Below are 23,735 nucleotides of genomic sequence, written 5' to 3' on the forward strand. Positions count from 1 at the left end.
GACGCGGTGCAGGAGGCGTTCGTACGAGCGGTGGCCCGACCGTACAAAGTGCTGGCCGCGGACAGCTCGGAGGCCTGGTTGCGGACGGTGTCACTGAACATCGCGCGGACCAGGTTTCGCCGCCGGCACCGGCGAGACGTGCTGATGCGGCGGATCCCGCCGCGGCCGGAGGCAATCCCAGGCGCCGGCCCGGAGTGGCTCGCCACCATGGCGGCGATCCGGAACCTGCCGGCGCCGCAGGCCGAGGCGATCGCGCTGCACTATCTGGCGGACCTGCCGATCGACGAGATCGCCCGTACGCTCGGCGCCCCGGTCGGCACGATCAAGGCCCGGCTGTCCCGGGCCTGGGTCGCACTGAACGCGATTCTGACTGAGCAGAACGAAAAAGACGAGGAGCGGTCGTGAACAGCGAAGATTTCGAAACCGGCCGTACGGCTGTACGCGAGCGCATCAAGACTCCTGATTTCAGCACGGTCATCTCGGCTGGCGACCGCCGCCGGCACCGCGACCGGGCGGCGATGGTCGCTGGGGTGGTGGTCGTGGTCGCGGTGACGGCAGTCGTTGCCGCCCCGCTCTCTTTTTGCGCCGCGCGAAGTCGGTCCTGCTCGCGGTGATGACCTTCTGGGTGCCAACAAGCTCTGCGCGGAGCGCCCAGTGAGCAGTCAGGTCAGCTATCTCGCCCTGCGCACGGGCAGCTGCGCCCGCGGCCCATTGGTGCTCGCTCGTACGTCCGACGGCGGCCGAACGTGGCACGCCCATTCGGTGCCAGACGCCACGGCGAGCGGCGCGGTGAACCAGGGCAGCCCGATTCTCCCGCTGGACGAGAACACCTTGGTAGCAAACGGATTCATCAGCCACGACGGTGGCGAAACCTGGCAGCCGCAGAAGCTTGACGGCTCGGTGCAGGCCGCTCCAGTTGGCTGGATCGTGCTGCCAGCGGACTCCTTTTCGCACCAGATCAAACCAAAAGACCCACACGCCCTGGCTGCTCTTGATCCGACTACCGGACAGGCACATTTTCTCGCGAATCAACCCGCGGATCATGGGGATGGAGAAAGCGAAGGGGTGACCCAGGCGACGGACGGCTCGCTGTGGACTGTTCCGGGCTACCAGGGCACTGGGGTCGCGGTCAGTCACGACCGCGGCCGGACCTGGTCCACCTTCGCCCCGCCGGACCGGAAGGGCTCCTCCTGGGTGTCATCCACGAGCGTTGACGGGCGCATCGGGTATGCGATTTTCGGCACCGACAGTGCGGCTGGCAAGCCCGCGGCCATTTACCGTACGGACGATGGCGGGATCAACTGGCGCTCGTGGACTACCGCCGCGCCGTCCCTGGTTTCGTTCCACCTGCTGGCCAACGGTGACTTGATGGGGGTCGACCGCACCTATGAGATCGGTGGACCTTTGGTGGTGAGTAAAGACCAAGGCCACACATTTGTCGCGCGAAGCCCGGCCACCGAGGTGTTCTCACTGATCGAGAAAAGGGTAACGGGAGTGTATTTCGCCGAGGGCTTCCGGGGCAGACCTCCCAATAACTGGACGGAAATCTACGACCCGGTGTCATCGGACGGCGAGACGTACCAATCGATGACCTACCCGTCCGGAGTCAGCTGGGACCTGAACTGACCCGCACCCCCCCACCGCCCCGACTGGCGAATCGCCAGTCGGGGCGGTGGGGTCTATGGGTCGAAGAAAAGTCGATGCAACCGATGCGGTCCTCGCGTGCGTCTAGTGGCGTCAGTTCGGAGGCGGGGACATGGAGGAGCGATGGTGGCAGCGGAAATACCGGAGGTGTCGGCCCGTCCGGCGGCGCGACCGGCGGCCGAGGCGAGCCTCGAGCCGCTCTACCGCGGGGCGTACAGCGTCTGGTGCTGTCCGCGTACGCGCTCACTGGCGATGCCGCCGAGGCCCAGGACGCGGTGCAGGAGGCGTTCGTACGAGCGCTGGCCCGGCCGGGTCCGGTGCTCGCGGCGGACAGTCCGGAGGCGTGGCTGCGCAAGGTGGCGCTGAACATCGCGCGCAGCCGGTTCCGTCGCCGGCACCGCCTGGACGTGCTGTTACGCCGGGAGCCGCCGCCTGCGCAGAACATCCCGGGTGTCACGCCGGACCGGTTGGCGGTGCTGGCCGCGATCCGCCGGTTGCCGCGGAGTCAGGCCGAGGCGATCGCGCTCTACCACCTCGCCGACCTTTCGGTCGATGAGGTGGCAAGGACGCTGGGCGTACCTACCGGCACGGTCAAGGCCCGGCTGTCCCGCCGCCGAGCCGCGCTGGCCACCCTGCTGGCCGACCTGACCCCGATCGACGCTTCTTCTTCGACCACCAAGGAGTCCACGCGATGAACGACCTTGAGTTCACCGATGTCCGGACGGCCCTGAGCGACCACGTCCGCCAGCCCGGTTTCGATTCCCCTCATCACCGCCGCACCGCAAAAGATTTTTCGGTCCGGTGCGTAACCTGGGCCGGGGTCGTGGGAGTCATTGATGCGGATGGCAGGTCCGGGACCGGACGGGGGTTCATGCGTGGGTGAACACGGTGCTGCCGGGCCGGACCGGCCGTCGTCGGCCGCCGAGGCAGTGGTGGAGCGGCTCTATCGGGAGTCGTCCCGGCAGCTCCTGGTGGCCGCGTACGCGCTGACCGGTGACCTGGCCGAGGCCGAGGACGCCGTCCAGGAAGCGTTCGTACGAGCCTTCGCCCGCCCGTCCGCGGTGGCCCGGGCCGACAACCCGGTGGCCTGGATGCGGATCGTCACGCTGAACATCGCCCGCAGCCGCTTCCGCCGCCGCCAGCGACTGAATGTGCTGCTCCGACGGCTGCCGCCGGCGCCGGTCGAGGTGCCGGCGGCGGAGCCGGATCGGCTGTTCCTCACCCAGGTGGTCCGGGGCCTGCCGCGCCCGCAACGAGAGGTCATCACGCTGTTCTACCTCGCCGACCTGTCCCTCGAGGATGTCGCGCAGACGCTGAAGGTCTCGGTGAACGTGGTCAAGTCGCGGCTGCATCGCGGCCGCCGGGCGCTGGCGAAGACGCTGCGCGAGCACGGCATCGATCTGGAGCCGCACCTCGCCGAACCGGTCGAGCTGCCGGTGCCGGCGGTGGCGGGGGCCGCGAAGGGGATCGGCCGATGACCAGACTCGACTTGTACGACGGGTTCGGCGAGACCCGCGCCGACGTGATCGAGCGAGGCCGGTTGCCCGGCGTTCCGGCGATCCGCGAGCTGGGTCGTCGGCGCCGACGCCGACAGCGCTGGCAGCTCGGCGCGGTCGCGCTGGCGGTGGTGCTGGTGGCCGGCCTGTCCGGCTTGTTCGTGATGCCGCGCTCGGCGACGACCCCGCCGTCCTCCTCGGACGATCGAGTCACCGCCGCCCCGGTCACTCTCAACAAGCAGTTCGAGATGGTCCAGGTCGCGCCGGTCAGCACCGCGATCACGTACGCGCTGGCGGTCTCGGCCGGCGATCGGTCGACCTGGGGGCGCTCGCGGTGACCGGTGACGGCGGCCAGCGGTGGCGGGGCTACCGGATTCCGTTGGAGGCCCAGCATGACCTGCGGATGACGGTCCTCACGGCGGCGGTCGTACGGGTCGGCGAACAGGGCGGCGGGACCGAGGTGATCACCCATGACAGCGGCCGCACCTGGAATTCGCCGCGACTGGACACCGGTCCCTCCATCGATCGGCTGCCGGCCGGTTGGTTCGCCGGGCCTGGGTCGGCCGGGGTGACCATGCTCGACCCGAAGACCGGTGTAGAGCATGTCTTCGATGCGCGGCACCAGACCGTCCAACAGGACGGGCTTTATCAGGCGCTGGTGGCCACCGACGGCTCGCTGTGGGGTTTCGGCCCGTTCGGCGCGAAGCCGGCCGGCAACCCCACCACGGCCTGGGTGAGCCGGGACCGCGGCCAGAGCTGGCGCGACTTCGTGCCTCGCCCGGACGTGCCGCAACGCGGCGGTGGGCTGACCACGATCGATCGACGGCACGGTCGGCTACCTGGCGGTGGCCGCGACCGATGATCCGGCGGACGGTTCGAAGGTCTACGTCACGCGTGACCATGGCCAGCACTGGACCTACACCGGCTCGGTCGGCTTCCTGCTCGCGGGCCTGCAGCTGCTCGCCGACAACCGGACCCTGATCGCGCTCGCCGACGAAGCGGCGGCCAGCGACCTCTACCTGAGCGGCGACGGCGGGCGTACGTTCGCCACCAAGGTGACCAGCGTGCCGGGCAGCGCCGAGCTGACCCGCTCGGTGACCGGTGGGTTCGTTCTCACCAGCAAGATCACCGCCCGCTTCGCGGCGAACGGCCAGGACTGGGCGCCCGTACGCCTGCCCCCGATCACCGTGTGATCGTGGGTCGTGATCTTGGTTGGTTGGTCAGTGAAAAAATTGGATGGAACCGCTTCGGCCCTGGCGTGCATCGGTGAGATGACAGGATTGAGTCACTGGTGACATGGGGGTACGGATGCGGACGGACCAGCAGGTTCCGACCAGCCCTACCGCGGTTGTGGAGCAGCTGTACCGGGACACCGGGCATCAGCTGGTTCTCGCCGCGTACGCACTGACCGGGAACCTCGGCGACGCCCAGGACGCCGTGCAGGAGGCTTTCATCAGGGCCTTCCAGCACCCGTCCCGGGTGGTCAACGCCGACAATCCGGTGGCGTGGATGCGTACGGTCACCCTGAATGTCGCGCGCGGCCGCTATCGGCGGCATCGCCGGCTCGGGGTGTTGCTCAGGCAGGTTCGGCCACCGGACGAGACGGTTCCCGGTCTGGCGCCGGACCGGGTCGCCGTGCTGACGGCCATCCAGCAGCTGCCGGACGGTCAACGCGAGGCGATCGCGTTGCACTACTTCGCCGACATGACGGTCGAGGAGATCTCCAGCGTTCTGAAGACGCCCAGCGGGACGATCAAGTCCCGGCTGATGCGGGCCCGGCAGGCGCTGGCCCAGCTGCTCAGTGACGACGATCCGGTCACCCGCCCCGCCAAGAAGACCGTTTCCACCGGGAGTGAGAAATGAGCCCGACCGAGGTTTCAGAAGAACAGATCGCAGATATTCGTCACCAGGTTCTGAGCGCGCAGCTGCCATCGGTGCAGCACCTGCGGGCGGCCGCCGGCCGTCGGAAGGCCCGCAATCGGGTCGGCATGGTGGCCGGTCTCGCGGCGGTCACCGCCGCCGTGGTGGTCGGCTCGTACGGCCTGCATGGCGGCCAGTCGAAGCCACGGCCGGTCGCTCCGGCGGCCGGGACGTACAAGACAGACGCAGTGCCGTTGACCGGTGCGCTGAAGATCCAGTCGCTCAAGCCCGCGAGCGCCACCCACATTTACTCCGTTGTCGAGCTCAAGCCGAAGCAGTACGCGTTGGCCCGCAGCATCGATGGTGGCAAGACTTGGGCGAGCCGGCTGCTGCCCGACCCGCTGCAGAACGGCGCGTGGACGCAGCGCGCGGCCGCTGAGCGATGGGGCGATACAGCCCCCAGCCCGCTCAGGTCGTGGTGCTGGCCGCGGACACTGTGGTTATCGGCTCGATGATCACCCACGATGGCGGGACGACCTGGACCCCCGCCGGGCAGGGCGGCAAGGTGGCGCCAGTCGACAACGCCCCGTACGGCGACCAGGTCCTGGCCGTAGGGAGCCCGGTGCGAACTGTGCCGAAGAACTGGCCGATGCGGATCCGGTACGTCGCGGGCGCCAAGCTCCCGAGCCTGGACGCGGTCGACCCGAACACCGACGTGGACCACCCACTCACGACCCAGCCGACAACCCAGCCGTACAACGTCAAACGGGCCGCTGACGGCTCGCTGTGGGTGATCGGCAGCCGTTCGCAGGGCGTCACCGATATGCAGGTCAGCCACGACAGCGGAGCGAGCTGGACGAACGCCTCGGTGGACGACGGGATGACGAACGGCTACCAGGAATTCGCCACCCGCGACGGGCAGACCGCGTACCTGCTAGGCGCGCCGGACAGCCCGCGCGCTAACAGCAATCAGCAGGTCCCGATTGGGCTGCGGGTCAGCCACGATGGCGGCAAGACCTGGGGAGCGCGTACCCCGATTGGTAGTGGCGTCTCCGAGATGCAGAACCTGGTCGTCCTCGCGGACGGCAGCCTGGTCGGTGCCGGCTCGGTCGTCAACGGGCAGTCGGCCCAGTGGCAGATGCTCCGGTCGACCGACGGCGGGCGCACCTTCAGCAAGATAGCTACCTTGCCGGCTGACCCGAGCACCACCGGGGTCGGCGCGCAACTGCCAACGGGCGGGCCGGTCACCGCGCTCCCGAACGGTGGCTATGTCTTCCGTACGAACGGCGACGCGGCCAAGGGCGCGGTCCCGGCGACGATGGTCTCCGCTGACGGCCTCACCTGGAAGGCCGTGCGGCAGCCGCCGATCAAGTAGCGGCAAACCTGTTCGTGGCGGCTGTGGGCCGGTCCGTACGATGGGACCGGTCCACAGCTTGTGCCCAGGGGGAGTCGTGCGTAGGCGAGATACCGGTCGGTGATCTTCGCTCGTTCATCGGCCAAGCCATATTCCAGGAGTTTCTCGTGATTCGTACGCATGAAGCCGGCACGTTGCGCCTGTCGCACGCCGGCCAGACCGTGACCCTCGCCGGCTGGGTGGCCCGCCGCCGCGACCACGGTGGGGTGGCCTTCCTCGACCTGCGGGACGCTTCCGGGGTCGCCCAGGTCGTCGTACGCGACGAGGACGTCGCCCGCAACCTCCGCAACGAATACTGCATCAAGGTCGTCGGGACGGTCTCCCAGCGCCCGGACGGCAACGCCAACGACGGCATCGCGACGGGTGCCGTCGAGGTCATTGTCGAGCAGCTGGAAGTGCTGTCCGGGCGCGGCCGCGCTGCCGTTCCAGATCGACGACCACATCGAGGTCGGTGAGGACGTACGGCTCAAATACCGCTATCTGGACCTGCGCCGGTCCGGTCCTGGCAAGGCCATCCGGCTGCTGCGCAGCGAGGTCAGCCGGGCGGCCCGCAATGTCTTGCATGACAACGTTTTTCATCGAGATCGAGACGCCCACGCTGACCCGTTCCACGCCCGAAGGCGCCCGCGACTTCCTGGTCCCGGCCCGGCTGCGACCCGGTTCCTGGTATGCGTTGCCGCAGTCGCCACAGCTTTTCAAGCAGCTGCTGATGGTCGGCGGCATGGAGCGGTATTACCAGATCGCCCGCTGCTACCGGGACGAGGACTTCCGGGCCGACCGGCAGCCGGAGTTCACCCAGCTCGACGTCGAGATGTCCTTTGTGGAGCAGGACGACGTCATCGCGGTCGCGGAACAGATCCTGGTCTCGCTCTGGAAGCTCATCGGACACGAGATTTCGTTGCCAGTGCCGCGAATGACGTATGCGGACGCGATGAGCAAGTACGGCAGCGACAAGCCGGACCTGCGGTTCGGGCTGGAGCTCACCGAGCTGACTTCGTATTTCGCGCAGACCCCGTTCCGGGTTTTCCAGGCGCCGTATGTGGGTTCCGTGGTGATGGCCGGCGGCGCCTCGCTGCCGCGCCGGCAGTTCGACGCCTGGCAGGACTGGGCGAAGCAGCGCGGCGCCCGCGGCCTCGCGTACGTGACGTTCCTGGCGGACGGCACGCTCGGCGGTCCGGTCGCGAAGAACCTCTCCGAAACCGAGCGGGACGGCCTGGCCGCGGCCACTGGCGCCTCGGTAGGCGACGCGGGTTTTCTTTGCCGCTGGCGACATCTCCAGCGCCCGCGCGCTGCTCGGCGCGGCCCGGGTGGAGATCGGCCACCGCCTCGGCCTGATCGACGAGAGCGTCTGGTCCTTCGTGTGGGTCGTCGACGCGCCGCTTTTCGAGTCCGCCGAGGCCGCGGTGTCGGCCGGTGACGTGGCCGTTGGCGGCGGCAAATGGACCGCCGTCCACCACGCTTTCACCTCACCCAAGCCGGAATGGATCGATTCGTTCGACAAGGACCCCGGCAGCGCGCTGGCGTACGCGTACGACATTGTCTGCAACGGCAACGAAATCGGCGGAGGCTCGATCCGTATTCACAGTCGGGACGTGCAGAAGCGGGTCTTCGAGATCATGGGCCTCGGCGAGGATGAGGCGCAGGAGAAGTTCGGCTTCCTGCTGGACGCCTTTGCCTTCGGTCCGCCGCCGCCGCACGGCGGCATCGCGTTCGGCTGGGATCGGATCACCGCGCTGCTGACCGGCTCGGAGTCCATCCGCGACGTGATCGCCTTCCCGAAGACCGGCGGCGGATTCGACCCGCTGACCTCGGCGCCGCCCCGATCATCACACAGCAGCAGCGCCGCGAAGCCGGCGTCGACGCCAAACCCAAGGAGTCCTGACCCACCCCATCCCCTGACCACATCGACGCGATGCGTGCGCCTGACGCACGCATCGCGTCGATGCGGTCAGGGGATCGCCGCACCCGTGACGCGTCTATTAAGGTAAGCCTTGCCTAAATAGGGGAGTGGTTATGGCGGTGAGCAGGCGGGCGGTCCTGGCGGGTTTGGCGGGGGCCGGCTTGGTCGGGGTGAGCGCGTGCGCCGGCGGCACGGCGGCGACCGACAGTGCTGGCGGTGGGGTGACGCTGAAGCACAAGTTCGGCACGAGTGTGGTGGCCAAGCGGCCGCTGCGAGTGGTGTCGATGGGGACGACCGATCACGACGTGGCGTTGGCGCTCGGAGTGGTGCCGGTGGCCCTGTCGAACTTCGTTGGTACGCCGACGGGTGTGGGTCCGTGGGCGACGAGGCAGCTGGGCAAAGCCAAGCCGCAGTTGTTCGTTGGCGGCGGCGAGATCAGCGTGGAGACGGTGGCCAAGCTGGCGCCGGACCTGATTCTGGCGGTGCAGAGCAACCTCACCAAGGATCGGTACGACAAGCTCAGCCAGCTCGCGCCGGTGGTGGCGCCGCCGGCCGGCTACATCGACTGGGGTGTGCCGTGGCAGCAGCAGGCGCGGTCGATCGGCGCCGCGCTCTGGCAACGGCAGGCTGCTGAAAAGCTGCTGGTCACCGCCGCGGAAGCCCAGTTCGCGGCGGCCCGGAAAGCGCATCCCGCGTTCAACGGCAAGACCGTGGTCGTCGCGTCCGTCTTTTCCGGCGCGGCCGGTACGTACAACGCGTACACCAGGCAGGACGCGCGCATGCAGTTTATGGCCGGGCTCGGGCTGAAGCCGGCGCCGAAGGTCGACGCGCTCGGCGTGAGCAAGTTCACCGTGCCGATCAGCCGGGAGAAGGTCGACCTGCTGGAGTCGGATCTGGTGGTGATCGTCGCGTTCGATGACGCGGCTGGCAAGGCGGTGGACGCCGACCAACTCTTCAACGGCCTGAATGTGGCCAGGCGCAAGGCGGTGATCCGGCTGAGCCTGAAGGACGAAGGCCTCGCGCTTTCCTGCGACACGATTCTGAGCATCCCGTACGGCCTCACCGCCATCCTGCCGAAGATGGCCGGCGTGCTGCGTACCGTCTAGGCAAAAGCCGCGCGAAAGCGCTGACGGATTAATTGTCGTCAATGAAAGTCAGCTTGTTTTTAATGTCCGCACACTAGAGACAACAGGGGGTCCCAGACGCTAGCGTTCCCTCAGTTTGGAGAGGGGAGTCTTTCGTGTCCAACGGACGTGTTCGGGTACGCATCGTCGCCGGAGCGGCGACAGCGTGCCTGTTGGGGGCCGGGTTGGCGGCGAGCGCCGTCAGTTCGGCCAGTGCCGCACCGCCGGCCGGGGTGTCGCAGGCTGACTTCGCGGCCGCCTCGACGGCCACCGGAGTGCCGGCGTCGGTGCTGCTTTCGGTGTCGTATTTAGCGTCTCAGTGGGACAGCCACGCGGGCGGGCCGAGCACGGCCGGCGGGTACGGGCCGATGAATCTCACCGACATGTCCGCGCTGCGGGCCGCGTGGGGCAAGACCCACGCCGACGACTCCACGGGGGTGACGCGCGCGGCGACGCGTCCCGGCCGTTGACGATCGCCCCGGCGGCCACCCCGAAGGCGGCCGCGGTGCCGACCGCGGCGAAAGACGACACGCTGCACGCGCGCGGGGGGGCTGCTCGGCGTACCAGCGAGCACGCTTCGGTCGAACCCGGCGCAGAACGTGCGCGGCGGCGCCGTACTGCTGGCCGCGCAGGCCCGCCAGCTCGGTCACGGCGCGCTGCCGACCACCGTCGCCGGCTGGTATCCGGCCGTCAAAGCCCTCACCGGCAGCGACGAGTACGCGGCGGACACCTTCGACGTGATCCGTACGGGGGCCACCCGAACCACCGCCGAGGGCCAGTCGATCACGCTGCCCGCCGACCAGTCGGTGCCGGCCAGCCTGGCGACCTCGACCGCGACCAACCAGGCCGGCACCGAGTGCCCGCCTCGGCTCGGCTGCGACTTCGTACCGGCCGCGTACGCGCTCGACGGCGACGGCACGGACAAGGGCAACTACGGCAACTACGATCTGGCCAACCGCCCGAAGGACGAGCGGATCAACACGATCGTCATCCACGACACCGAAAGTGACGTACGCGAAGACGCTGTCGCTGTTCCAGGACCCTGCGCATTACGCCGCCTCGAACTACGTCATCCGGTCCGCGGACGGGCACGTCACACAGGCGGTCGCGACCAAGAACGTGGTCTGGCACGCCGGCAACTGGTACGTCAACAGCCACTCGCTGGGCATCGAGCACGAAGGCTTCGCCGACGCCGGCGGGACCTGGTACACGGAGGAGATGTACCGGTCGTCGGCGCGGCTGGTCCGCTACCTCGCCGCCCGGTTCAACGTCCCGCTGGACCGCCAGCACATCTACGGCCACGACAACGTGCCTGGCCTGACCGCCGGTGGCGTCTCGGGCATGCACTGGGACCCGGCCGCGTACTGGAACTGGCAGCACTACTTCGAGCTGCTCGGCGCGCCGCTGCACGGCTTGGGTTACGGCCGCTCGTCCGTGGTCATGATCCTGCCGTCGGCGCGGCGGACCGAGCCGCTGATGTCCTGTCCTGACCCGACCCAGGGCCCGAGCGTGCCGATCCCGGGCACCGGTACGTCGATGGTTCAGCTGCACACGGCGCCGTCGGCCACCGCACCGCTGATCTCCGACCCAGCTCTGCACCCGGATGGCAGCGCGGGCACGACCAGGAACTGCGACTGGGGCGACAAAGCCGCCGCCGGCCAGATCTATTCGGTCGCTGACCGTCAAGGTGACTGGACGGCGATCTGGTACGACGGCCTCGAAGGCTGGTTCCAGGACAGCCGCCAGGCGCCGGCCGCCGTACAGACGCACGCCGTGCTCGTGACGCCGAAGCAAGGCCTCGCCTCGGTGCCGGTTTATGGCGGCGCGTACCCGAACGCGGACGAGTATCCGAGCGCGATCCCGGCGCACACTGTCGCTCCGCTGCAGTACACGCTGAAGGCCGGGCAGGAGTATGCCTTCGGCGGCGTCGCACCAACGGAGTACTACTACGCGCAGACAATCGACAATTCGCTGCCGATGGACCACACCGTCGTACGCGGAAGACGGTGTTCTACCAGATCCAGCTGGGGCACCGAGTCGCCTTCGTCAAGGCCTCCGACGTACGACTGACCGCCGCGTAGGGGTTGGTTTGGTAGGTTGTTTTAGCTGGTCAGGGCCCTCTGTCGAGTTCGGCAGGGGGCCCTGGTATGTGCTGAGCCTGTTTTGAGTGAAGGTCAAAGGCTGAAGGTCAAAAGCGGCGGTTGCCTCTGAGGAGAGGGAATTCCCGGGTTGCTCGTTTGGTGAGTGGTGCTTGGTTTTTCGTACGGGGTGCGGAGGGTCCGTTCTCCCCGTCGTCGCCGCAAGGGCTAGCACGTTTCCTGGCCCGGCGGCGGAGCTTGGGTAGTGTGCCCCGGCCTTCGTACGCCGCCGCCAGCCAGGAAACGTGCGAGGGCTTCGCCCGCCGACGAGGAGAACGGACGCTCCGCCGTGTGCGTGATTCGTTGGCTGGTTCGGTGCCCTTTTTGTCCGGTTTGGTGGGGTGGGTAGGGCTGGATTTTCGGCAACGGACCCGTTGCCGGTGGGGCTGATGTGACTGTTGAGGGTGTCGCTGTCCCGGATGTTGGGATGGAGTTGTTGATCTTGGTTAGTTGGCCCGTACGAAAAGGACATTCCGGACTGATGTCCGTTATGTACGGGCCAACTAACCAAGACCAACAACACAAACTGCGGACGGTGACCGCTGGGTGGCAGTCTCGACACGCAGAGTCGCGACGACCAGGGACCGCACAACTATCGGCTATGAGGGCGCCTAGCGCAGAGCTCTGGTTCTCGTTCTCTCCGTCGGCGGGCGTAGCCCTCGCGCGTTGGCGTGGCCGGCGGCGGCGAAACACCACTCGGGCACGGCACGCAAGCCCGCCGCCGGCCACGCCAACGTGCTAGCCCTTGCGGCGCCGACGGAGAGAACGAGTGCCAGAGACCACGAACAAAACTAGACAGCCCCCGTTGCTCTATCCCATCTCCAGAGGTAGAAGGTCTTAATCCCTGAAACCGGGCACCCACAAAACCGCAACAGCAGGGGAAGTCGACCGAGACAACAGGAGATAATCCACAACATGGCGTCAAGAATTGGCGAGATGGTTGTCGAGTGCGAGGACCCGGAAGCCTCGGCGGCGTTCTGGTCAGCGGCGCTCAACTACCGCATCACCGACCGCGACGAAACGGGAGTGGCCATTGCGGGTCATCCGACGGCACCAACGATCCTGCTAATCGCCAATAGAGAAGCCAAAAAACAAGCCTCCGAGGATCCACTTCGACCTCAACCCGACAGATCGTGACCAGGCCGCCGAGGTCGAGCGGCTGATCGGGTTGGGGGCGACGAGAGTGGATATCGGGCAGGGGGACGTTTCGTGGGTGGTGATGGCGGATCCGGGGGGCACCATGTTCTGCGTGATGCGGGGCGTTGTGCCGCCGGAGCCGGCGGCGTTCCACTCGGCGGACGGTGCGGGCGGGACCACGTAGGCTCGGGGAGTGGAACCCGAAAGTTTGTTCGACTCGGCGGCCGCGGACGCGCGGGCCGCGGTGGCGCCGTTGGCCGTACGAATGCGGCCGCGCACGCTAGATGAGCTGGTGGGGCAGCGGCACCTGCTGCATCCGGGCTCGCCGCTGCGGCGGTTGGTGGAGGGCGACGCGCCGCTGTCGGTGATCCTGTGGGGACCGCCGGGCAGTGGGAAGACGACGATCGCACGGGGTGTGTGTCGGCGCGCCACCAGTCGGCGGTTCGAGGCGCTGTCGGCGTTGACGGCGGGCGTCAAGGAAGTGCGGGCGGTGATCGAGACCGCCAACCGGGAGCTCGGTTTCCACAACCGTCAGACGGTGTTGTTCATCGACGAGGTGCACCGGTTTTCCAAGACCCAGCAGGATTCGCTGCTCGGCGCGGTCGAGGATCGTACGGTCACCCTGATGGCCGCCACCACCGAGAACCCGTCGTTCTCAGTGGTGTCGCCACTGTTGTCGAGGTCTCTGCTGCTAACCCTGCAAGCGCTCACCGACGACGACATAAAAAAGCCGTCATCGACCGCGCGATCACTGATGACCGAGGTCTGCGGGGTGCGGTCACGATCAGCGACCAGGCCCGCGACCATCTCGTACGACTGGCCGGCGGTGACGCGCGCAGGGCGCTGACGACGTTGGAAGCGGCCGCTGGTTCGGCGCAGGCGCTGAAAAAGACCGAGATCGACCTGGAGGTCGCGGAGAAGGCGGTCGACACCGCGGCGGTCAAGTACGACCGGGATGGCGACCAGCACTACGACGTCATTTCCGCGTTCATCAAGAGCATGCGAGGGTCCGATGTGGACGCTTCCCTGCACTGGCTGGCCCGGATGTTGGTGGCGGGGGAGGATCCACGATTCATCGCCCGGCGGCTGATGATTTTCGCCAGCGAGGACATCGGGATGGCCGATCCGACCGCGCTGCAGACCGCGGTGGCGGTCGCCCAGACCGTACAACTGGTGGGCCTTCCCGAAGCGCAGCTCAACCTGGCGCACGGAGTCGTGCATTGCGCGACGACCGCCCCGAAATCCAACGCCGTCACGATGGCGATCGGTGCGGCGACCTCGGACGTACGAGCCGGAAAGACCGGCGCGGTGCCGCCAGCGCTGCGGGACGCCCACTATGCCGGCGCCAAACGACACGGCCACGGTGACGGATATGTGTATCCCCACAACGAAACCGCCGGGGTGGCCGAGCAGCAGTACGCGCCCGACGACCTGGTTGGCACTGACTATTACCAGCCCACCGAGCGGGGCGCCGAGCGGGCGATCGCCGAACGCCTGCCCAAACTCCGCCGGGTCATCCGCGGTGAAGACTGATTCTTTGGCAACTGTTTGATGATCCGCGGCGAAGTGTCAGGGAGATGCCGCAGAGACTGGGTGTTACCGGGCGCGATAGGGTCGCCCAGGTCAGCCGAGGTCGGAGAAAGGGTGTGACGACCCGTGCAGATCACGTTCGGTGAAGTCGCTGGGCTCATCGCGGCGATCGCCTTTTTGCTGTTGGTCGGCGTTCTCGCCGTGCCGTTGCTCAAGCTGGGTCGTACGGTCGACCAGGCCACCCGGGCGATGACCCAGGTCGCCGATGGCCTGGGCCCCACGCTCGCCAACATCAACACCACGATCGACGGTGTCAATGAGACCCTGGTGGGGGTGAACGGCCAGCTCATCAAGGTGGACGTGATGACCACCAACGTCCAACAGGTGACCACCACCAACGCGGCCGCGATGACGACCCTGTTCGCGTCGACGGTCGGTGGCCCGCTGGTACGGGTCGCGGCCGTCACGTACGGCGTCCGGCACGCCATCGTGGCCCGCCGCGAGGGAGAATTGCAGCGGGAGGCGACGGCCCGGATCAAGTCCGAGCGCAAAGCCGCCCGGCGCTCCCGGCGTGGCCGGAAGTAACAAGGGTTTCAGAGGCAGAAGAGAGAAGGACGGCAATGCGGCGGCTGCTGTGGTTGGGGATCGGTCTGGTGGTGGGCGCTCTGGTGGTGCGCAAGCTGACCAAGACCGCGGAGTCGTACACCCCGAAGGGACTCGCCGACGGTGCTCGCGAGTCGGTGACCGGCATGCTGGACAGCGTCCGCGAGTTCGTGGAGGAGGTCCGCGAGGGGATGGCCGAGCGCGAGGACGAGCTGCTCGCCGCGCTGGCCGGCGAGGCGGACCTGGACGATGTGCTCGCTGACGAAGGTCATGCGCAGTACGGTGGCCGCCGCTGATGCGCACCGCCGAAATCCGCCGCCGGTTCCTGGACCATTTCGTCCAGCGCGGCCACACCGAGGTGGCGTCCGCCAGCCTGATCCTGGACGATCCGAACCTGCTCTTCGTGAACGCCGGGATGGTGCCGTTCAAGCCGTATTTCCTCGGTCAGCAGACTCCGCCCTACCCGCGCGCGACCAGCGTGCAGAAGTGCATTCGTACGGGCGACATCGAAGAGGTCGGCAAGACCACTCGGCATGGCACGTTTTTCCAGATGAACGGCAACTTCTCGTTCGGTGACTACTTCAAGGAAGGCGCGATCCAACGCCTGGGAGCTGATCACCGGCAGCCCGGACGCCGGCGGCCTCGGCTTTGACCCGGCCAGGATCTGGGTGACCGTCTATCACGACGATGACGAAGCTTCCCAGCTCTGGCAGAAGATCGCCGGGCTGCCCGAGCAGCGGATCCAGCGCCGCGGTATGGCCGACAACTTCTGGTCGATGGGCGTTCCCGGCCCGTGCGGCCCATGCTCGGAGATCTACATCGACCGCGGCGCCGAGTTCGGCCCGGACGGTGGCCCGGTGGTGGACGAGGACCGGTTCCTGGAGATCTGGAACCTGGTCTTCATGCAGTACGAGCGCGGCGACGGTACGAGCAAGGACGACTACCCGATCCTGGGCGAACTGCCGGCGAAGAACATCGACACCGGCATGGGCCTGGAGCGCGTCGCGTATTTGCTGCAGGGCGTCGACAACCTGTACGAGATCGACGAGATCTACCCGGTCCTGGAGCGGGCGGCCGAGCTCGCTGGCTGCCAGTACGGCAAAAAACCACACCAACGACGTGCACCTGCGGGTCATCTCCGACCACGTCCGCTCCAGCCTGATGCTGATCGGCGACGGCGTGACGCCCGGCAACGAAGGCCGCGGCTACGTGCTGCGCCGGCTGCTGCGCCGCGCGGTGCGTGCGATGCGCCTGCTCGGGTACGAAGACCCGTCGCTGCCTGAGCTGCTGCCGATCTCCCGCGACCTGATGAAGGCGTCCTACCCGGAGCTGGGCACCGGCTTCGACCGGATCTCCCAGATCGCGTATGCCGAGGAAGAGGCGTTCCGCCGCACCTTGTCGGCCGGTACGACGATCCTGGATGTCGCGGTCGAGGCGACCAAGAAAGCGGGCGGCCAGCAGCTGTCCGGCGGCGACGCCTTCAAGCTGCACGACACGTACGGCTTCCCGATCGACCTGACCCTGGAGATGGCGTCCGAGCAGGGGCTCAAGGTCGACGAGGACGGCTTCCGCAAGCTGATGACCGAGCAGCGTGAGCGGGCTCTCGGGCGGACGCGCGGGCGAAGAAGACCGGCCACGCCGACACCTCGCTTTTCCGCGCCGCGCTGGACGAACACGGCGAGACGGACTGGCTGGCTTACAGCACCTTGGAGACCGATTCCAAGGTGCTGGCGCTGATCAACGGCACGGCTGCGGTGCCGGCGCGCGCACGCCGGCGAGATCGTCCAGGTGATCCTGGACCGGACCCCGTTCTATGCCGAGTCCGGCGGTCAGAACGCCGACGCCGGCGTCATCGAATTCGATGGCGGCTCGGCCGAGGTGCTGGATGTGCAGCGCCCGCTCAAGGGCCTGGTCGTGCACCAGATCCGGGTCGTCGACGGCGAGTTGACGCTGGATGCGGACGTACGCGCGAAGGTCGATCCGGAGTGGCGCCTCGGCGCTCGCCAGGCGCATTCCGGCACCCACGTCGTGCACGCGGCCCTTCGCCAGGTCCTGGGCCCGACCGCGTTGCAGTCCGGCTCGTACAACCGGCCCGGCTACCTGCGCCTGGACTTCGCCTGGAAGGGCGGGCTGAGCCAGCAGGAGCGGCACGACATCGAGGACGTGTCCAACCTGGCCGTGCGCCGTGATCTGCCGGTGACCGCGACCTACATGCCGCTGCCGGAGGCCCGTGCGGCCGGCGCGATCGCGCTGTTCGGCGAGACGTACAACCCGGAGAAGGTCCGGGTCGTGCGGATCGGACCCGGGCAGTGGTCGATCGAGCTCTGTGGTGGCACCCACGTGGAGTCCAGCTCGCAGATCGGGCCGCTGGTGGTGACCGGCGAGTCGTCGGTCGGCTCCTCGTCCGCCGGGTCGAGGCGGTGACCGGCATCGAGGCCTTCCACTACCTGGCGAAGGAACGTGACCTGGTCAGCCAGCTGACCGAGATCCTCAAGACGCCACGGGACACCGTCGCCGACCGGATCTCGTCGATGGTGACGCGGCTGCGGGACGCCGAGAAGGAGCTGGCCAAGATGCGGGCGGACGCGGTGCTTTCCAGCGCCGGTGCGCTCGCTGCCAACGCCGAGGACCTGTCCGGAGTCGCGTACGTCGGCACCGAGGTGCCCGAGGGCACCGGTGGCGGGGACGTACGCAAGCTGGCCCAGGAGGTCCGTGGCCGGCTCGCGGCCGACCACCCGGGCGTGGTGGCGGTCGCTGGCGCGGCCGGCGACAAGGCTTCGCTGGTCGTCGCGGTGACCAAGGCCGGCGTGCGCAGCGGTCTGTCCGCAGCTGAGCTCGTACGGTCCGCGCTGGGCGGTAAGGGCGGCGGCAACGCGGACATGGCCCAGGGCGGCGGCGTGCCGGCCGACCAGGTGCGGCCGGTTCTGGACAGCCTGCGCAAGCTGGTGGGCGAGGCCGGAGGCAAGGCGTGAGCCGGGCCGTGGCGGGGAGAGCGGCCTGAGGGTGCCGGAGGTGACCGGCGGATCGCGCCGCAAACCCAGGCGCAAGGCCGTGGCGGTGCCGGCCGGTGGGGTTCGCCTTGGCGTTGACGGGGGATCCGTACGGGTTGGCGTGGCGCTCAGTGACCGCGATGGTCTGTTGGCCACTCCGCTGGTCACTCTCAGCCGCGCCGACGATGGCACGGACCTGCGCCAACTGACCGCGCTGGTGGCCGAGCACGAGGCCGTCCAGGTGATCGTCGGGCTGCCTCGCAGCCTGTCCGGCGAGGAGGGGCCGGCGGCCGCGGCGGCACGCTCGTACGCGGCCGAACTGGCGAGTCTGGTGGCGCCCGTTAATGTCGACTTGGTGGATGAAAGGCTGTCGACCGTGTCTGCTACCCGTACGCTGTCTTCTCGTGGCGTACGGGGACAGCGACAGCGTGCAGTCATCGACCAGGCGGCGGCGGTGATCATCCTGCAGACATGGCTGGATACTCGCCGCGCCGAGGCAGCGCGCGCGAACGGGGAGCCGGGAGATGAGTGAGGATCTCGTCGGCCTGCCCTTCGGTGGCCAGGACAGCGTGCCGGACTACGACGCGCCACGACCGCGCGGGCCGGCAGTCCAAGCACCGTCGGCCGCCTGGCCGGCACCGCAACCTGATCACCGCGCTGGTGGTCGTCAGTGTCCTGGTGGTCCTCGGCGGGGGATTGGTCTATGCCGGCAGTTTGGTGAACACGCTGATCCACGGCGCGGACTACGACGGCGGCGGCACCGGCCAGGTGACCATCCAGATCGCGCAGGGCCAGACGCTGCGCCAGGTCGGCGACACGCTGGTCGCCAAGGGCGTCGTCAAGAGCACCCGCGCGTTCACCAACGCGGCCGAGGCGGACACCCGGTCGACGTCGCTGCAGCCGGGCACGTACCAGCTGAAGTCGCACATGAGCGCCGCGCTCGCGCTGGCGCTGCTGCTCGACCCGTCCAGTCGCGTCCAGCTCACCTTCACCGTGACGCCGGGCATGACGGCGAAGCAGGCGTTCGCGTCGGTCGCGAAGACCACCAGGATCACCGTCGACCAGTTGACCGCGGCCGCCAACAACGCTTCGGCGATTGGGCTCCCGGACTGGGCGAAGGGCAAGGTGGAGGGCTTCCTCTACCCCGACACGTACACGCTGCAGCCCAAGGACGACGCGACCGCCGCGTTGAAGATGATGATCACCCAGAGCCTCAAGAAGATGAATGGCAACGGGTTCATCACGAAGGCTCAGGCGATGGGCAAGAATCCGTACGACGCCTTGATCGTCGCGTCCCTGGTGGTGGGCGAGGGCATCCCGAGCGACTACGGGAAGATCGCCCGGGTTTTCTACAACCGGCTGAACCCGGCCGCCGGCACCAACGGCCTGCTGCAGTCCGATGCCACCACCATCTACAGCCGGGAGATTCGCGGAGTGCCGCGTAACGCCGAACTGACCACGGCCGAGTTGAAGGACGCCAACGACCCGTACAGCACGTACGCGCACAAGGGGTTGCCGCCGACGCCGATCGGCAACCCGGACCTGGACGCGCTGAACGCGGCGGTGAACCCGACGCCGGGCACCTGGATTTTCTTTGTCAAGATCGATAAGGATAAGGCCGGGCACTCCGGGTTCGCGACGACGAACGCCGAGCACGAGCGCAACAAGCAGCTCGCCAGGCAGAACGGCGTTCTGTAAGTGTCGTGGCGCTGTGCCGTTTTTGGTTCGCCCGTAAGGCATTCCCTGTCGCCGGTGCTGCACAACGCGGCTTACCAGGCGCTCGGGTTGGCCGGCTGGCACTACGACCGGGTCGAGTGCGACGAGGCCGGCCTCGCGCCGCTGCTGGCGGGCCTGGGTCCGGAGTGGGCCGGGCTGTCGCTGACGATGCCGCTCAAGCGCGAGGGGCTGCGGCTCGCGACGGCGGTGTCGGAGCGGGCCGCCGCGGTCGGGGCCGCGAACACGCTGGTGCCGCGCGACGGCGGCTGGTACGCCGACAACACCGACGTGGCCGGCATCATTGACGCCGTACGAGAAGTAGCCGACCGGCCGTTCGCGTCGGCCGCCGTGTTGGGCGCCGGTGGTACCGCCCAGGCCGCGGTCGCCGCGCTGCCGGCGGCGCTGGGGTGCACTTCGGTCGGCGTGTACGTACGCGACCTCGCGCGGGCGATGGACGTGACGCGTACCGCCGAGCGGGTCGGGGTGATGCTGGACGTACGCCCGTGGGCGTCGCTCCCGGACGGGCTGGCCGCCGACCTGGTCGTCTGCACCGTGCCCAAGTCCGCCGCCCCAGCGCTCGCCGAGGTGGCCGTCGCGCCCGGCGGCGTGGTGATGGACGTGCTGTACGAGCCGTGGCCCACACCTTTCGCACTGGCCGCTCAGAAAACCGGCAGCGTCGTGCTGTCCGGCCTCGACCTCCTGCTGCACCAGGCCGTCCACCAGGTCACCCTGATGACCGGCCACCCCGGCCCCCTCGCCGCCATGCGGGCCGCCCTCCAGTCCCGCTGATTCCTGTCCGCATTTCTGTCGCCCCCACCCGGAAGACTCGTTTTCGGGGGCAGCTCTCATCCGATTCGGACAAACCACCCCATTAGCCACTCGGCGGCCACTAGTACTGCAGGGCTACTCATGCGGATGAGAGGCTTGGGCTCGGCTATCGCCGCTTGAGTAGCCCTGTAGTACTAGGCTGTCCCGATGCTCGTGTCTGTCCTCTGTGGACTGTGCGGTCTGGTGGCCGGCTGGCTGGGTCGATTCGCCATCGTGCGTACGGCCGACATGCCAGAGTGGCTGCTGCGGTGGCGGCTGCCGGAGTTGTCGACGGCGGTGCTGTTCGGCCTCGCCGGTTGGCGGCTCGGCCTGAGCGTCGAGCTTTTGTTGGCCTGCTTCGTGATCGCAGTCGGGGTCGCTTTGTCCATTGTGGACCTGGCTGTCCGCCGGCTGCCGAATATGCTCACCCTCCCGGCGTACGCGGTGGTCGGGCTCGGCTTGGTCGTCGCGGAGATTTTCCGTCAGGACTGGGGGTCGCTGGCCCGCGCGTTCGTCGGGGCTGGCATTTTCCTTGCTGTTTATGGACTTCTCTGGCTCGTCGGCGGGATGGGCCTCGGCGACGTGAAGCTGTCCGGAGTCCTCGGCCTCGCGCTGGGCTGGCTCGGCTGGCCACCGGTGCTGGCCGGCCTGGTCCTCGGATTCGTCTATGGCGGGCTGATCAGCGGCATCCTGCTGGTCGCCGGCCGGGCCGGCCGCAAGACCCGCATCCCCTTCGGCCCCTTCATGATCGCCGGCACGGTCACCGCTTTCCTCGTCTCTTAGTGGTCTGGGCCGTTAGTTCGCGAGTGCGTCACGCCCTGTACGTCACGCCCTGTTAGCGTCGACCTGCCCTATACCTGCCAGGGGTATGTCCGATTGTGACATTGTTGGCCGTTGGGGGCGGTCGAATGGACAACGTCACGATCGGACATAGCCGTCCGGGTATATACTCAAAATCCGGTGACCGGGCGCGAGAATCAGTCACCTCAGCCACTCCAGTAACCATGGAATGCACCTGACCAGATCCGAGTCCACGGAGTGGGAATCACTGCCGACTCAAGATGCCTGTTGTCTCATATTCCGGGAAGCCCTGTGTTGATCTTGGTTAGTTGGTCTACCCAAAACAGACATTCATTCGATATGTCCGCTTCGGGTAGACCAACTAACCAAGATCAACAACGGAAACAGCGGACAGTGACCGCCGGGCCGCAATCTCCACACGTACAGTCGCGACGGCCACAATCAGAGACATCAGCTCTTACCGAAACCCACACACGTCACACCAGCCACTCCAGCCCCAAAAACAGGCACCCCCGAAACTGAGCGTTCACGACAGCACCGACAAAACGGTGCCTGGTTCGTTCTCCCCGTCGGCGGGCACAGCCCTTGCACATGGCCGGGGCCGGTGGCGGCGTACGAACGCCAGTACACCTAGTAGCTCCAGCGCAGGGCGCGGATGCGGTCGGCGACGGGTTGGCCGCCGTACGTCTCGTGTTCGTAGCGACGGACGGCGACGAACGAGCCGAGCAGGTCGGGGGAGAGGGTTTCGCTGAAGAAGCTGGAAAACTGGAGGGCGTCCAGGGCGGTTGCCGAGGTCGGCGGGGAGCCGTCGGATGCCGCGTTGGGTGCGTTCGGCGTCGGACAGGGACGCGGGGTCGGCCGTCACCGGCTCCGGCAGCGGGGTTTTCTGGGCGAGGCCGCGCTCGGCGAGGGCGATCACCGCGGCGGCGGCCAAGTACGGGTTGGCGGCACCGTCGACGACCTTGACCTCGGCGTTGGCCGAATTCGGGCGGGCGGTTTTGGTGCCCTGGACCAATCGCACGGCCGATTCGCGGTTTTCCAGACCCCAGGTGGCCCACGGCGCGGCCCACCGGCTCGGCAACAGCCGCTCATAGCTGAGCGCGCCGGAGGCGAGCAGGGCGATCGCCTCGGCCAGCCCTTCCACCACCCCGGCGATCAGGTGCTCGCCGTCGACGGTCAGGCCATGCTGGCCGGTGCCGCCGCCGAACAGGTTCTTTCCGTCCCGCCACGGGGAAAAATGCAGGTGGGCGCCGTTGCCGACGGAGTCCGGGACGGTCAGCGGTGCGTACGACACGGTGAGCCCGTGCTCCTGTGCGACGCGACGAATGACCAGCCGGGTCAGCACATAGCGGTCCACCGCGGCGATCGGCGCGGCCGGTGCGACGGAGAGTTCCAGCTGGCCGGGGCCGTATTCCGGGTGGATCTGGTCGACCGCGACGCCGACCCGGTCCAGCGCCTCGACGATGTCGACGCACAGCTCGTCCAACTCGAAAAGCGGCACCGCGCCGTACGCCGGGCCGTGGTGCGCGACCACCCCGCCGTCAAAAACGGTGAACTCGATCTCGAAGGCCATCTGGTAGTCGGCGGTCGCCGCCTGCGCTACCCGGCGAAGAGCGGACCGGGAGCAGCACGACATCGGCTCCAGTTCCTGCGAGAGCTGGTCCACCGGTGCCCACCCGAGGCCGGTCACCGGGTCGAGCACGACGGCCGCGTCCCAGTCCGGGAAGAGCCGCATGTCGCCCACCGGCCCGCCGTAGCCGCCGCCGGACGTGATGCCGCCGTCGACCGCCATCACGGCCATCACCGGCGACATCCCGACACCGTTGGCCGCGAGGCTTTCCAGCCGCCCGGCGGGCACGGCCTTGGTCCGCACGACCCCGGCGTTGCAGACGAAAGTGGTCGCCAACAGCCGCAGGCCCTGGTCCCGCAGCCGCTTGATCGCCGCCTCACTCATGCGCAGTCCTCCGTGACTAGTCAATCACCAACGAGCAGGCGCCCAGAAATCCGGCCAGCATCGCCCTCGCGACCCGCTCGACGGCGTCGTCGCCGGGCAGGAAAAGCGCGGAGTGCAGGCTCGGCTGCTGCTCGAAGCTGCCGGCCGTACGCACCCCGACGAACATCATCAGAGCTGGGAAAAGCGCACTGTAAAACGAAAAGTCGTCCGACCCGCAGGACCGCAGGGGAGCCGACAGGGTCAGTCCCTGGGGGCTGAGTTGAGCCCACACCGCCTCGGTTAGTGCCGGGTCGTTGTCCAGTACGGGCTCGCCGAGCGACGCCTCGGTAACGGCCGTGCAGCCGTACGCGAGCGCGGTGTGGGCCGCGATCGTCCCGATCAGGTCCAGTAGGCGGACCCGCTCCGCCTCGCTGTAGGTCCGCAGCGACGCGAGCAGCGACGCCGTCTCCGGGATGACGTTCGACGCCTGGCCGGCGTGGATCGCGCCGATGGTGAGCACCGTCGGGGCCAGCGGATCGGTACGTCGGGAGACGACTTGCTGGAGCGCCAGCACGATCGATCGCGGCGGCGGCCACGATCGGGTCGCGAGCGTCCTGCGGGTAAGCGGCATGGCCGCCGCGG

At 68.1% G+C, this 23,735-nt stretch carries 25 protein-coding genes and 3 pseudogenes; 25 read left to right on the forward strand and 3 right to left on the reverse strand.

The window, feature by feature from the left end; all coding sequences use genetic code 11:
- Positions 1 to 6: 6 nt before the first annotated feature.
- The 14 genes and pseudogenes from GNX96_RS36975 (at position 7) to GNX96_RS58030 (ending at position 9,908) form a co-directional block, all read left to right on the forward strand.
- On the forward strand, positions 7 to 405 hold the full coding sequence (locus GNX96_RS36975) for a sigma factor-like helix-turn-helix DNA-binding protein (protein ID WP_163572441.1): 399 nt from the start codon (positions 7 to 9) through the stop codon (positions 403 to 405).
- Positions 402 to 614: a hypothetical protein gene (locus tag GNX96_RS36980; protein ID WP_163572442.1), complete on the forward strand. Its 213-nt coding sequence runs from the start codon at positions 402 to 404 to the stop codon at positions 612 to 614. Before GNX96_RS36975 ends, GNX96_RS36980 begins: the two co-directional genes overlap by 4 nt.
- 40 nt (positions 615 to 654) lie before the next feature.
- Positions 655 to 1,626, forward strand: coding sequence for a sialidase family protein (locus tag GNX96_RS36985; RefSeq protein WP_163572443.1), 972 nt, complete (start codon positions 655 to 657; stop codon positions 1,624 to 1,626).
- A gap of 242 nt (positions 1,627 to 1,868) precedes the next feature.
- Positions 1,869 to 2,339, forward strand: coding sequence for a sigma-70 family RNA polymerase sigma factor (locus GNX96_RS36990; protein ID WP_163572444.1), 471 nt, complete (start codon positions 1,869 to 1,871; stop codon positions 2,337 to 2,339).
- Between the two features lie 180 nt (positions 2,340 to 2,519).
- A complete protein-coding gene (locus tag GNX96_RS36995; RefSeq protein ID WP_163572445.1) occupies positions 2,520 to 3,122 on the forward strand; it encodes an RNA polymerase sigma factor in 603 nt (200 codons plus the stop codon).
- Complete coding sequence (locus GNX96_RS37000; protein ID WP_163572446.1) at positions 3,119 to 3,478, forward strand: hypothetical protein; 360 nt, start codon at positions 3,119 to 3,121, stop codon at positions 3,476 to 3,478. The genes GNX96_RS36995 and GNX96_RS37000 overlap by 4 nt, the downstream gene beginning before the upstream one ends.
- Positions 3,475 to 4,002 carry a hypothetical protein gene (locus tag GNX96_RS37005; protein WP_163572447.1) on the forward strand — a complete coding sequence of 176 codons (528 nt, stop codon included), beginning with the start codon at positions 3,475 to 3,477 and terminating at the stop codon, positions 4,000 to 4,002. The genes GNX96_RS37000 and GNX96_RS37005 overlap by 4 nt, the downstream gene beginning before the upstream one ends.
- A complete protein-coding gene (locus GNX96_RS37010; RefSeq protein WP_163572448.1) occupies positions 3,986 to 4,333 on the forward strand; it encodes a hypothetical protein in 348 nt (115 codons plus the stop codon). Before GNX96_RS37005 ends, GNX96_RS37010 begins: the two co-directional genes overlap by 17 nt.
- A gap of 103 nt (positions 4,334 to 4,436) precedes the next feature.
- Positions 4,437 to 5,003 (forward strand): RNA polymerase sigma factor, encoded by a 567-nt coding sequence (locus GNX96_RS37015; RefSeq protein WP_279582443.1) that lies wholly within the window; start codon positions 4,437 to 4,439, stop codon positions 5,001 to 5,003.
- A complete protein-coding gene (locus GNX96_RS37020; RefSeq protein ID WP_163572450.1) occupies positions 5,000 to 5,515 on the forward strand; it encodes a hypothetical protein in 516 nt (171 codons plus the stop codon). Before GNX96_RS37015 ends, GNX96_RS37020 begins: the two co-directional genes overlap by 4 nt.
- On the forward strand, positions 5,479 to 6,375 hold the full coding sequence (locus GNX96_RS37025; protein ID WP_163572451.1) for a sialidase family protein: 897 nt from the start codon (positions 5,479 to 5,481) through the stop codon (positions 6,373 to 6,375). Before GNX96_RS37020 ends, GNX96_RS37025 begins: the two co-directional genes overlap by 37 nt.
- 146 nt (positions 6,376 to 6,521) lie before the next feature.
- A pseudogene (gene aspS, locus GNX96_RS37030) lies at positions 6,522 to 8,296 on the forward strand (aspartate--tRNA ligase).
- Positions 8,297 to 8,427: 131 nt separating this feature from the next.
- Positions 8,428 to 9,420 (forward strand): ABC transporter substrate-binding protein, encoded by a 993-nt coding sequence (locus GNX96_RS37035; RefSeq protein WP_279582444.1) that lies wholly within the window; start codon positions 8,428 to 8,430, stop codon positions 9,418 to 9,420.
- A 134-nt stretch (positions 9,421 to 9,554) separates the two neighbouring features.
- Positions 9,555 to 9,908: a hypothetical protein gene (locus GNX96_RS58030; RefSeq protein WP_279582445.1), complete on the forward strand. Its 354-nt coding sequence runs from the start codon at positions 9,555 to 9,557 to the stop codon at positions 9,906 to 9,908.
- A 176-nt stretch (positions 9,909 to 10,084) separates the two neighbouring features.
- Here GNX96_RS58030 and GNX96_RS58035 read toward each other — a convergent pair whose 3' ends face one another.
- Positions 10,085 to 10,369 carry a hypothetical protein gene (locus tag GNX96_RS58035; RefSeq protein WP_279582446.1) on the reverse strand — a complete coding sequence of 95 codons (285 nt, stop codon included), beginning with the start codon at positions 10,367 to 10,369 and terminating at the stop codon, positions 10,085 to 10,087.
- A 74-nt stretch (positions 10,370 to 10,443) separates the two neighbouring features.
- On the opposite strand from GNX96_RS58035, the gene GNX96_RS58040 reads away from it, so the two are divergent.
- The 11 genes and pseudogenes from GNX96_RS58040 to GNX96_RS37085 all read left to right on the forward strand — a co-directional run bounded on the left by GNX96_RS58040 (position 10,444) and on the right by GNX96_RS37085 (position 21,142).
- Positions 10,444 to 11,508, forward strand: a complete 1,065-nt coding sequence (locus GNX96_RS58040) for an N-acetylmuramoyl-L-alanine amidase (RefSeq protein WP_279582447.1) — start codon at positions 10,444 to 10,446, stop codon at positions 11,506 to 11,508.
- A gap of 1,004 nt (positions 11,509 to 12,512) precedes the next feature.
- Positions 12,513 to 12,713, forward strand: coding sequence for a VOC family protein (locus GNX96_RS58045; protein WP_279582448.1), 201 nt, complete (start codon positions 12,513 to 12,515; stop codon positions 12,711 to 12,713).
- On the forward strand, positions 12,682 to 12,897 hold the full coding sequence (locus tag GNX96_RS58050; RefSeq protein WP_279582459.1) for a VOC family protein: 216 nt from the start codon (positions 12,682 to 12,684) through the stop codon (positions 12,895 to 12,897). Before GNX96_RS58045 ends, GNX96_RS58050 begins: the two co-directional genes overlap by 32 nt.
- Positions 12,898 to 12,906: 9 nt before the next feature.
- A pseudogene (locus tag GNX96_RS37050) lies at positions 12,907 to 14,246 on the forward strand (replication-associated recombination protein A).
- Positions 14,247 to 14,369: 123 nt separating this feature from the next.
- A complete protein-coding gene (locus tag GNX96_RS37055) occupies positions 14,370 to 14,828 on the forward strand; it encodes a DUF948 domain-containing protein (RefSeq protein ID WP_279582449.1) in 459 nt (152 codons plus the stop codon).
- A 35-nt stretch (positions 14,829 to 14,863) separates the two neighbouring features.
- A complete protein-coding gene (locus GNX96_RS37060) occupies positions 14,864 to 15,142 on the forward strand; it encodes a hypothetical protein (protein WP_163572453.1) in 279 nt (92 codons plus the stop codon).
- Positions 15,142 to 17,818, forward strand: a pseudogene (alaS, locus tag GNX96_RS65825) (alanine--tRNA ligase). The gene GNX96_RS37060 and the pseudogene alaS overlap by 1 nt, the downstream one beginning before the upstream one ends.
- Positions 17,819 to 17,858: 40 nt before the next feature.
- Positions 17,859 to 18,368 (forward strand): Holliday junction resolvase RuvX, encoded by a 510-nt coding sequence (gene ruvX, locus GNX96_RS37070; RefSeq protein WP_279582450.1) that lies wholly within the window; start codon positions 17,859 to 17,861, stop codon positions 18,366 to 18,368.
- Positions 18,365 to 19,534 carry an endolytic transglycosylase MltG gene (gene mltG, locus GNX96_RS37075; RefSeq protein ID WP_163572454.1) on the forward strand — a complete coding sequence of 390 codons (1,170 nt, stop codon included), beginning with the start codon at positions 18,365 to 18,367 and terminating at the stop codon, positions 19,532 to 19,534. Before ruvX ends, mltG begins: the two co-directional genes overlap by 4 nt.
- Positions 19,535 to 20,341 (forward strand): shikimate dehydrogenase, encoded by an 807-nt coding sequence (locus GNX96_RS37080; RefSeq protein WP_163572455.1) that lies wholly within the window; start codon positions 19,535 to 19,537, stop codon positions 20,339 to 20,341.
- Positions 20,342 to 20,527: 186 nt separating this feature from the next.
- On the forward strand, positions 20,528 to 21,142 hold the full coding sequence (locus tag GNX96_RS37085; RefSeq protein ID WP_163572456.1) for a prepilin peptidase: 615 nt from the start codon (positions 20,528 to 20,530) through the stop codon (positions 21,140 to 21,142).
- Between the two features lie 544 nt (positions 21,143 to 21,686).
- Here the strand turns inward: GNX96_RS37085 and GNX96_RS37090 are convergent.
- Both GNX96_RS37090 and GNX96_RS58055 read right to left on the reverse strand, forming a co-directional pair.
- Positions 21,687 to 23,114, reverse strand: a complete 1,428-nt coding sequence (locus GNX96_RS37090) for a type I glutamate--ammonia ligase (RefSeq protein ID WP_163572457.1) — start codon at positions 23,112 to 23,114, stop codon at positions 21,687 to 21,689.
- Between the two features lie 16 nt (positions 23,115 to 23,130).
- A complete protein-coding gene (locus tag GNX96_RS58055) occupies positions 23,131 to 23,613 on the reverse strand; it encodes a peptidase dimerization domain-containing protein (protein WP_279582451.1) in 483 nt (160 codons plus the stop codon).
- Positions 23,614 to 23,735: the final 122 nt, after the last annotated feature.

It is taken from the genome of Fodinicola feengrottensis (genome assembly GCF_010993775.1).
Taxonomy (GTDB): Bacteria; Actinomycetota; Actinomycetes; order Mycobacteriales; family HKI-0501; genus Fodinicola; species Fodinicola feengrottensis.

Bases quoted from the DNA above. Each gene is read 5' to 3' on its own strand.
- GNX96_RS37090 (WP_163572457.1), bottom strand. From the start codon at position 23,114: ATGAGTGAGGCGGCGATCAAGCGGCTGCGGGACCAGGGCCTGCGGCTG.
- GNX96_RS37000 (WP_163572446.1), top strand. From the start codon at position 3,119: ATGACCAGACTCGACTTGTACGACGGGTTCGGCGAGACCCGCGCCGAC.
- GNX96_RS37035 (WP_279582444.1), top strand. From the start codon at position 8,428: ATGGCGGTGAGCAGGCGGGCGGTCCTGGCGGGTTTGGCGGGGGCCGGC.
- GNX96_RS37015 (WP_279582443.1), top strand. From the start codon at position 4,437: ATGGGGGTACGGATGCGGACGGACCAGCAGGTTCCGACCAGCCCTACC.
- GNX96_RS58045 (WP_279582448.1), top strand. From the start codon at position 12,513: ATGGTTGTCGAGTGCGAGGACCCGGAAGCCTCGGCGGCGTTCTGGTCA.
- GNX96_RS37020 (WP_163572450.1), top strand. From the start codon at position 5,000: ATGAGCCCGACCGAGGTTTCAGAAGAACAGATCGCAGATATTCGTCAC.
- GNX96_RS37085 (WP_163572456.1), top strand. From the start codon at position 20,528: ATGCTCGTGTCTGTCCTCTGTGGACTGTGCGGTCTGGTGGCCGGCTGG.
- GNX96_RS37060 (WP_163572453.1), top strand. From the start codon at position 14,864: ATGCGGCGGCTGCTGTGGTTGGGGATCGGTCTGGTGGTGGGCGCTCTG.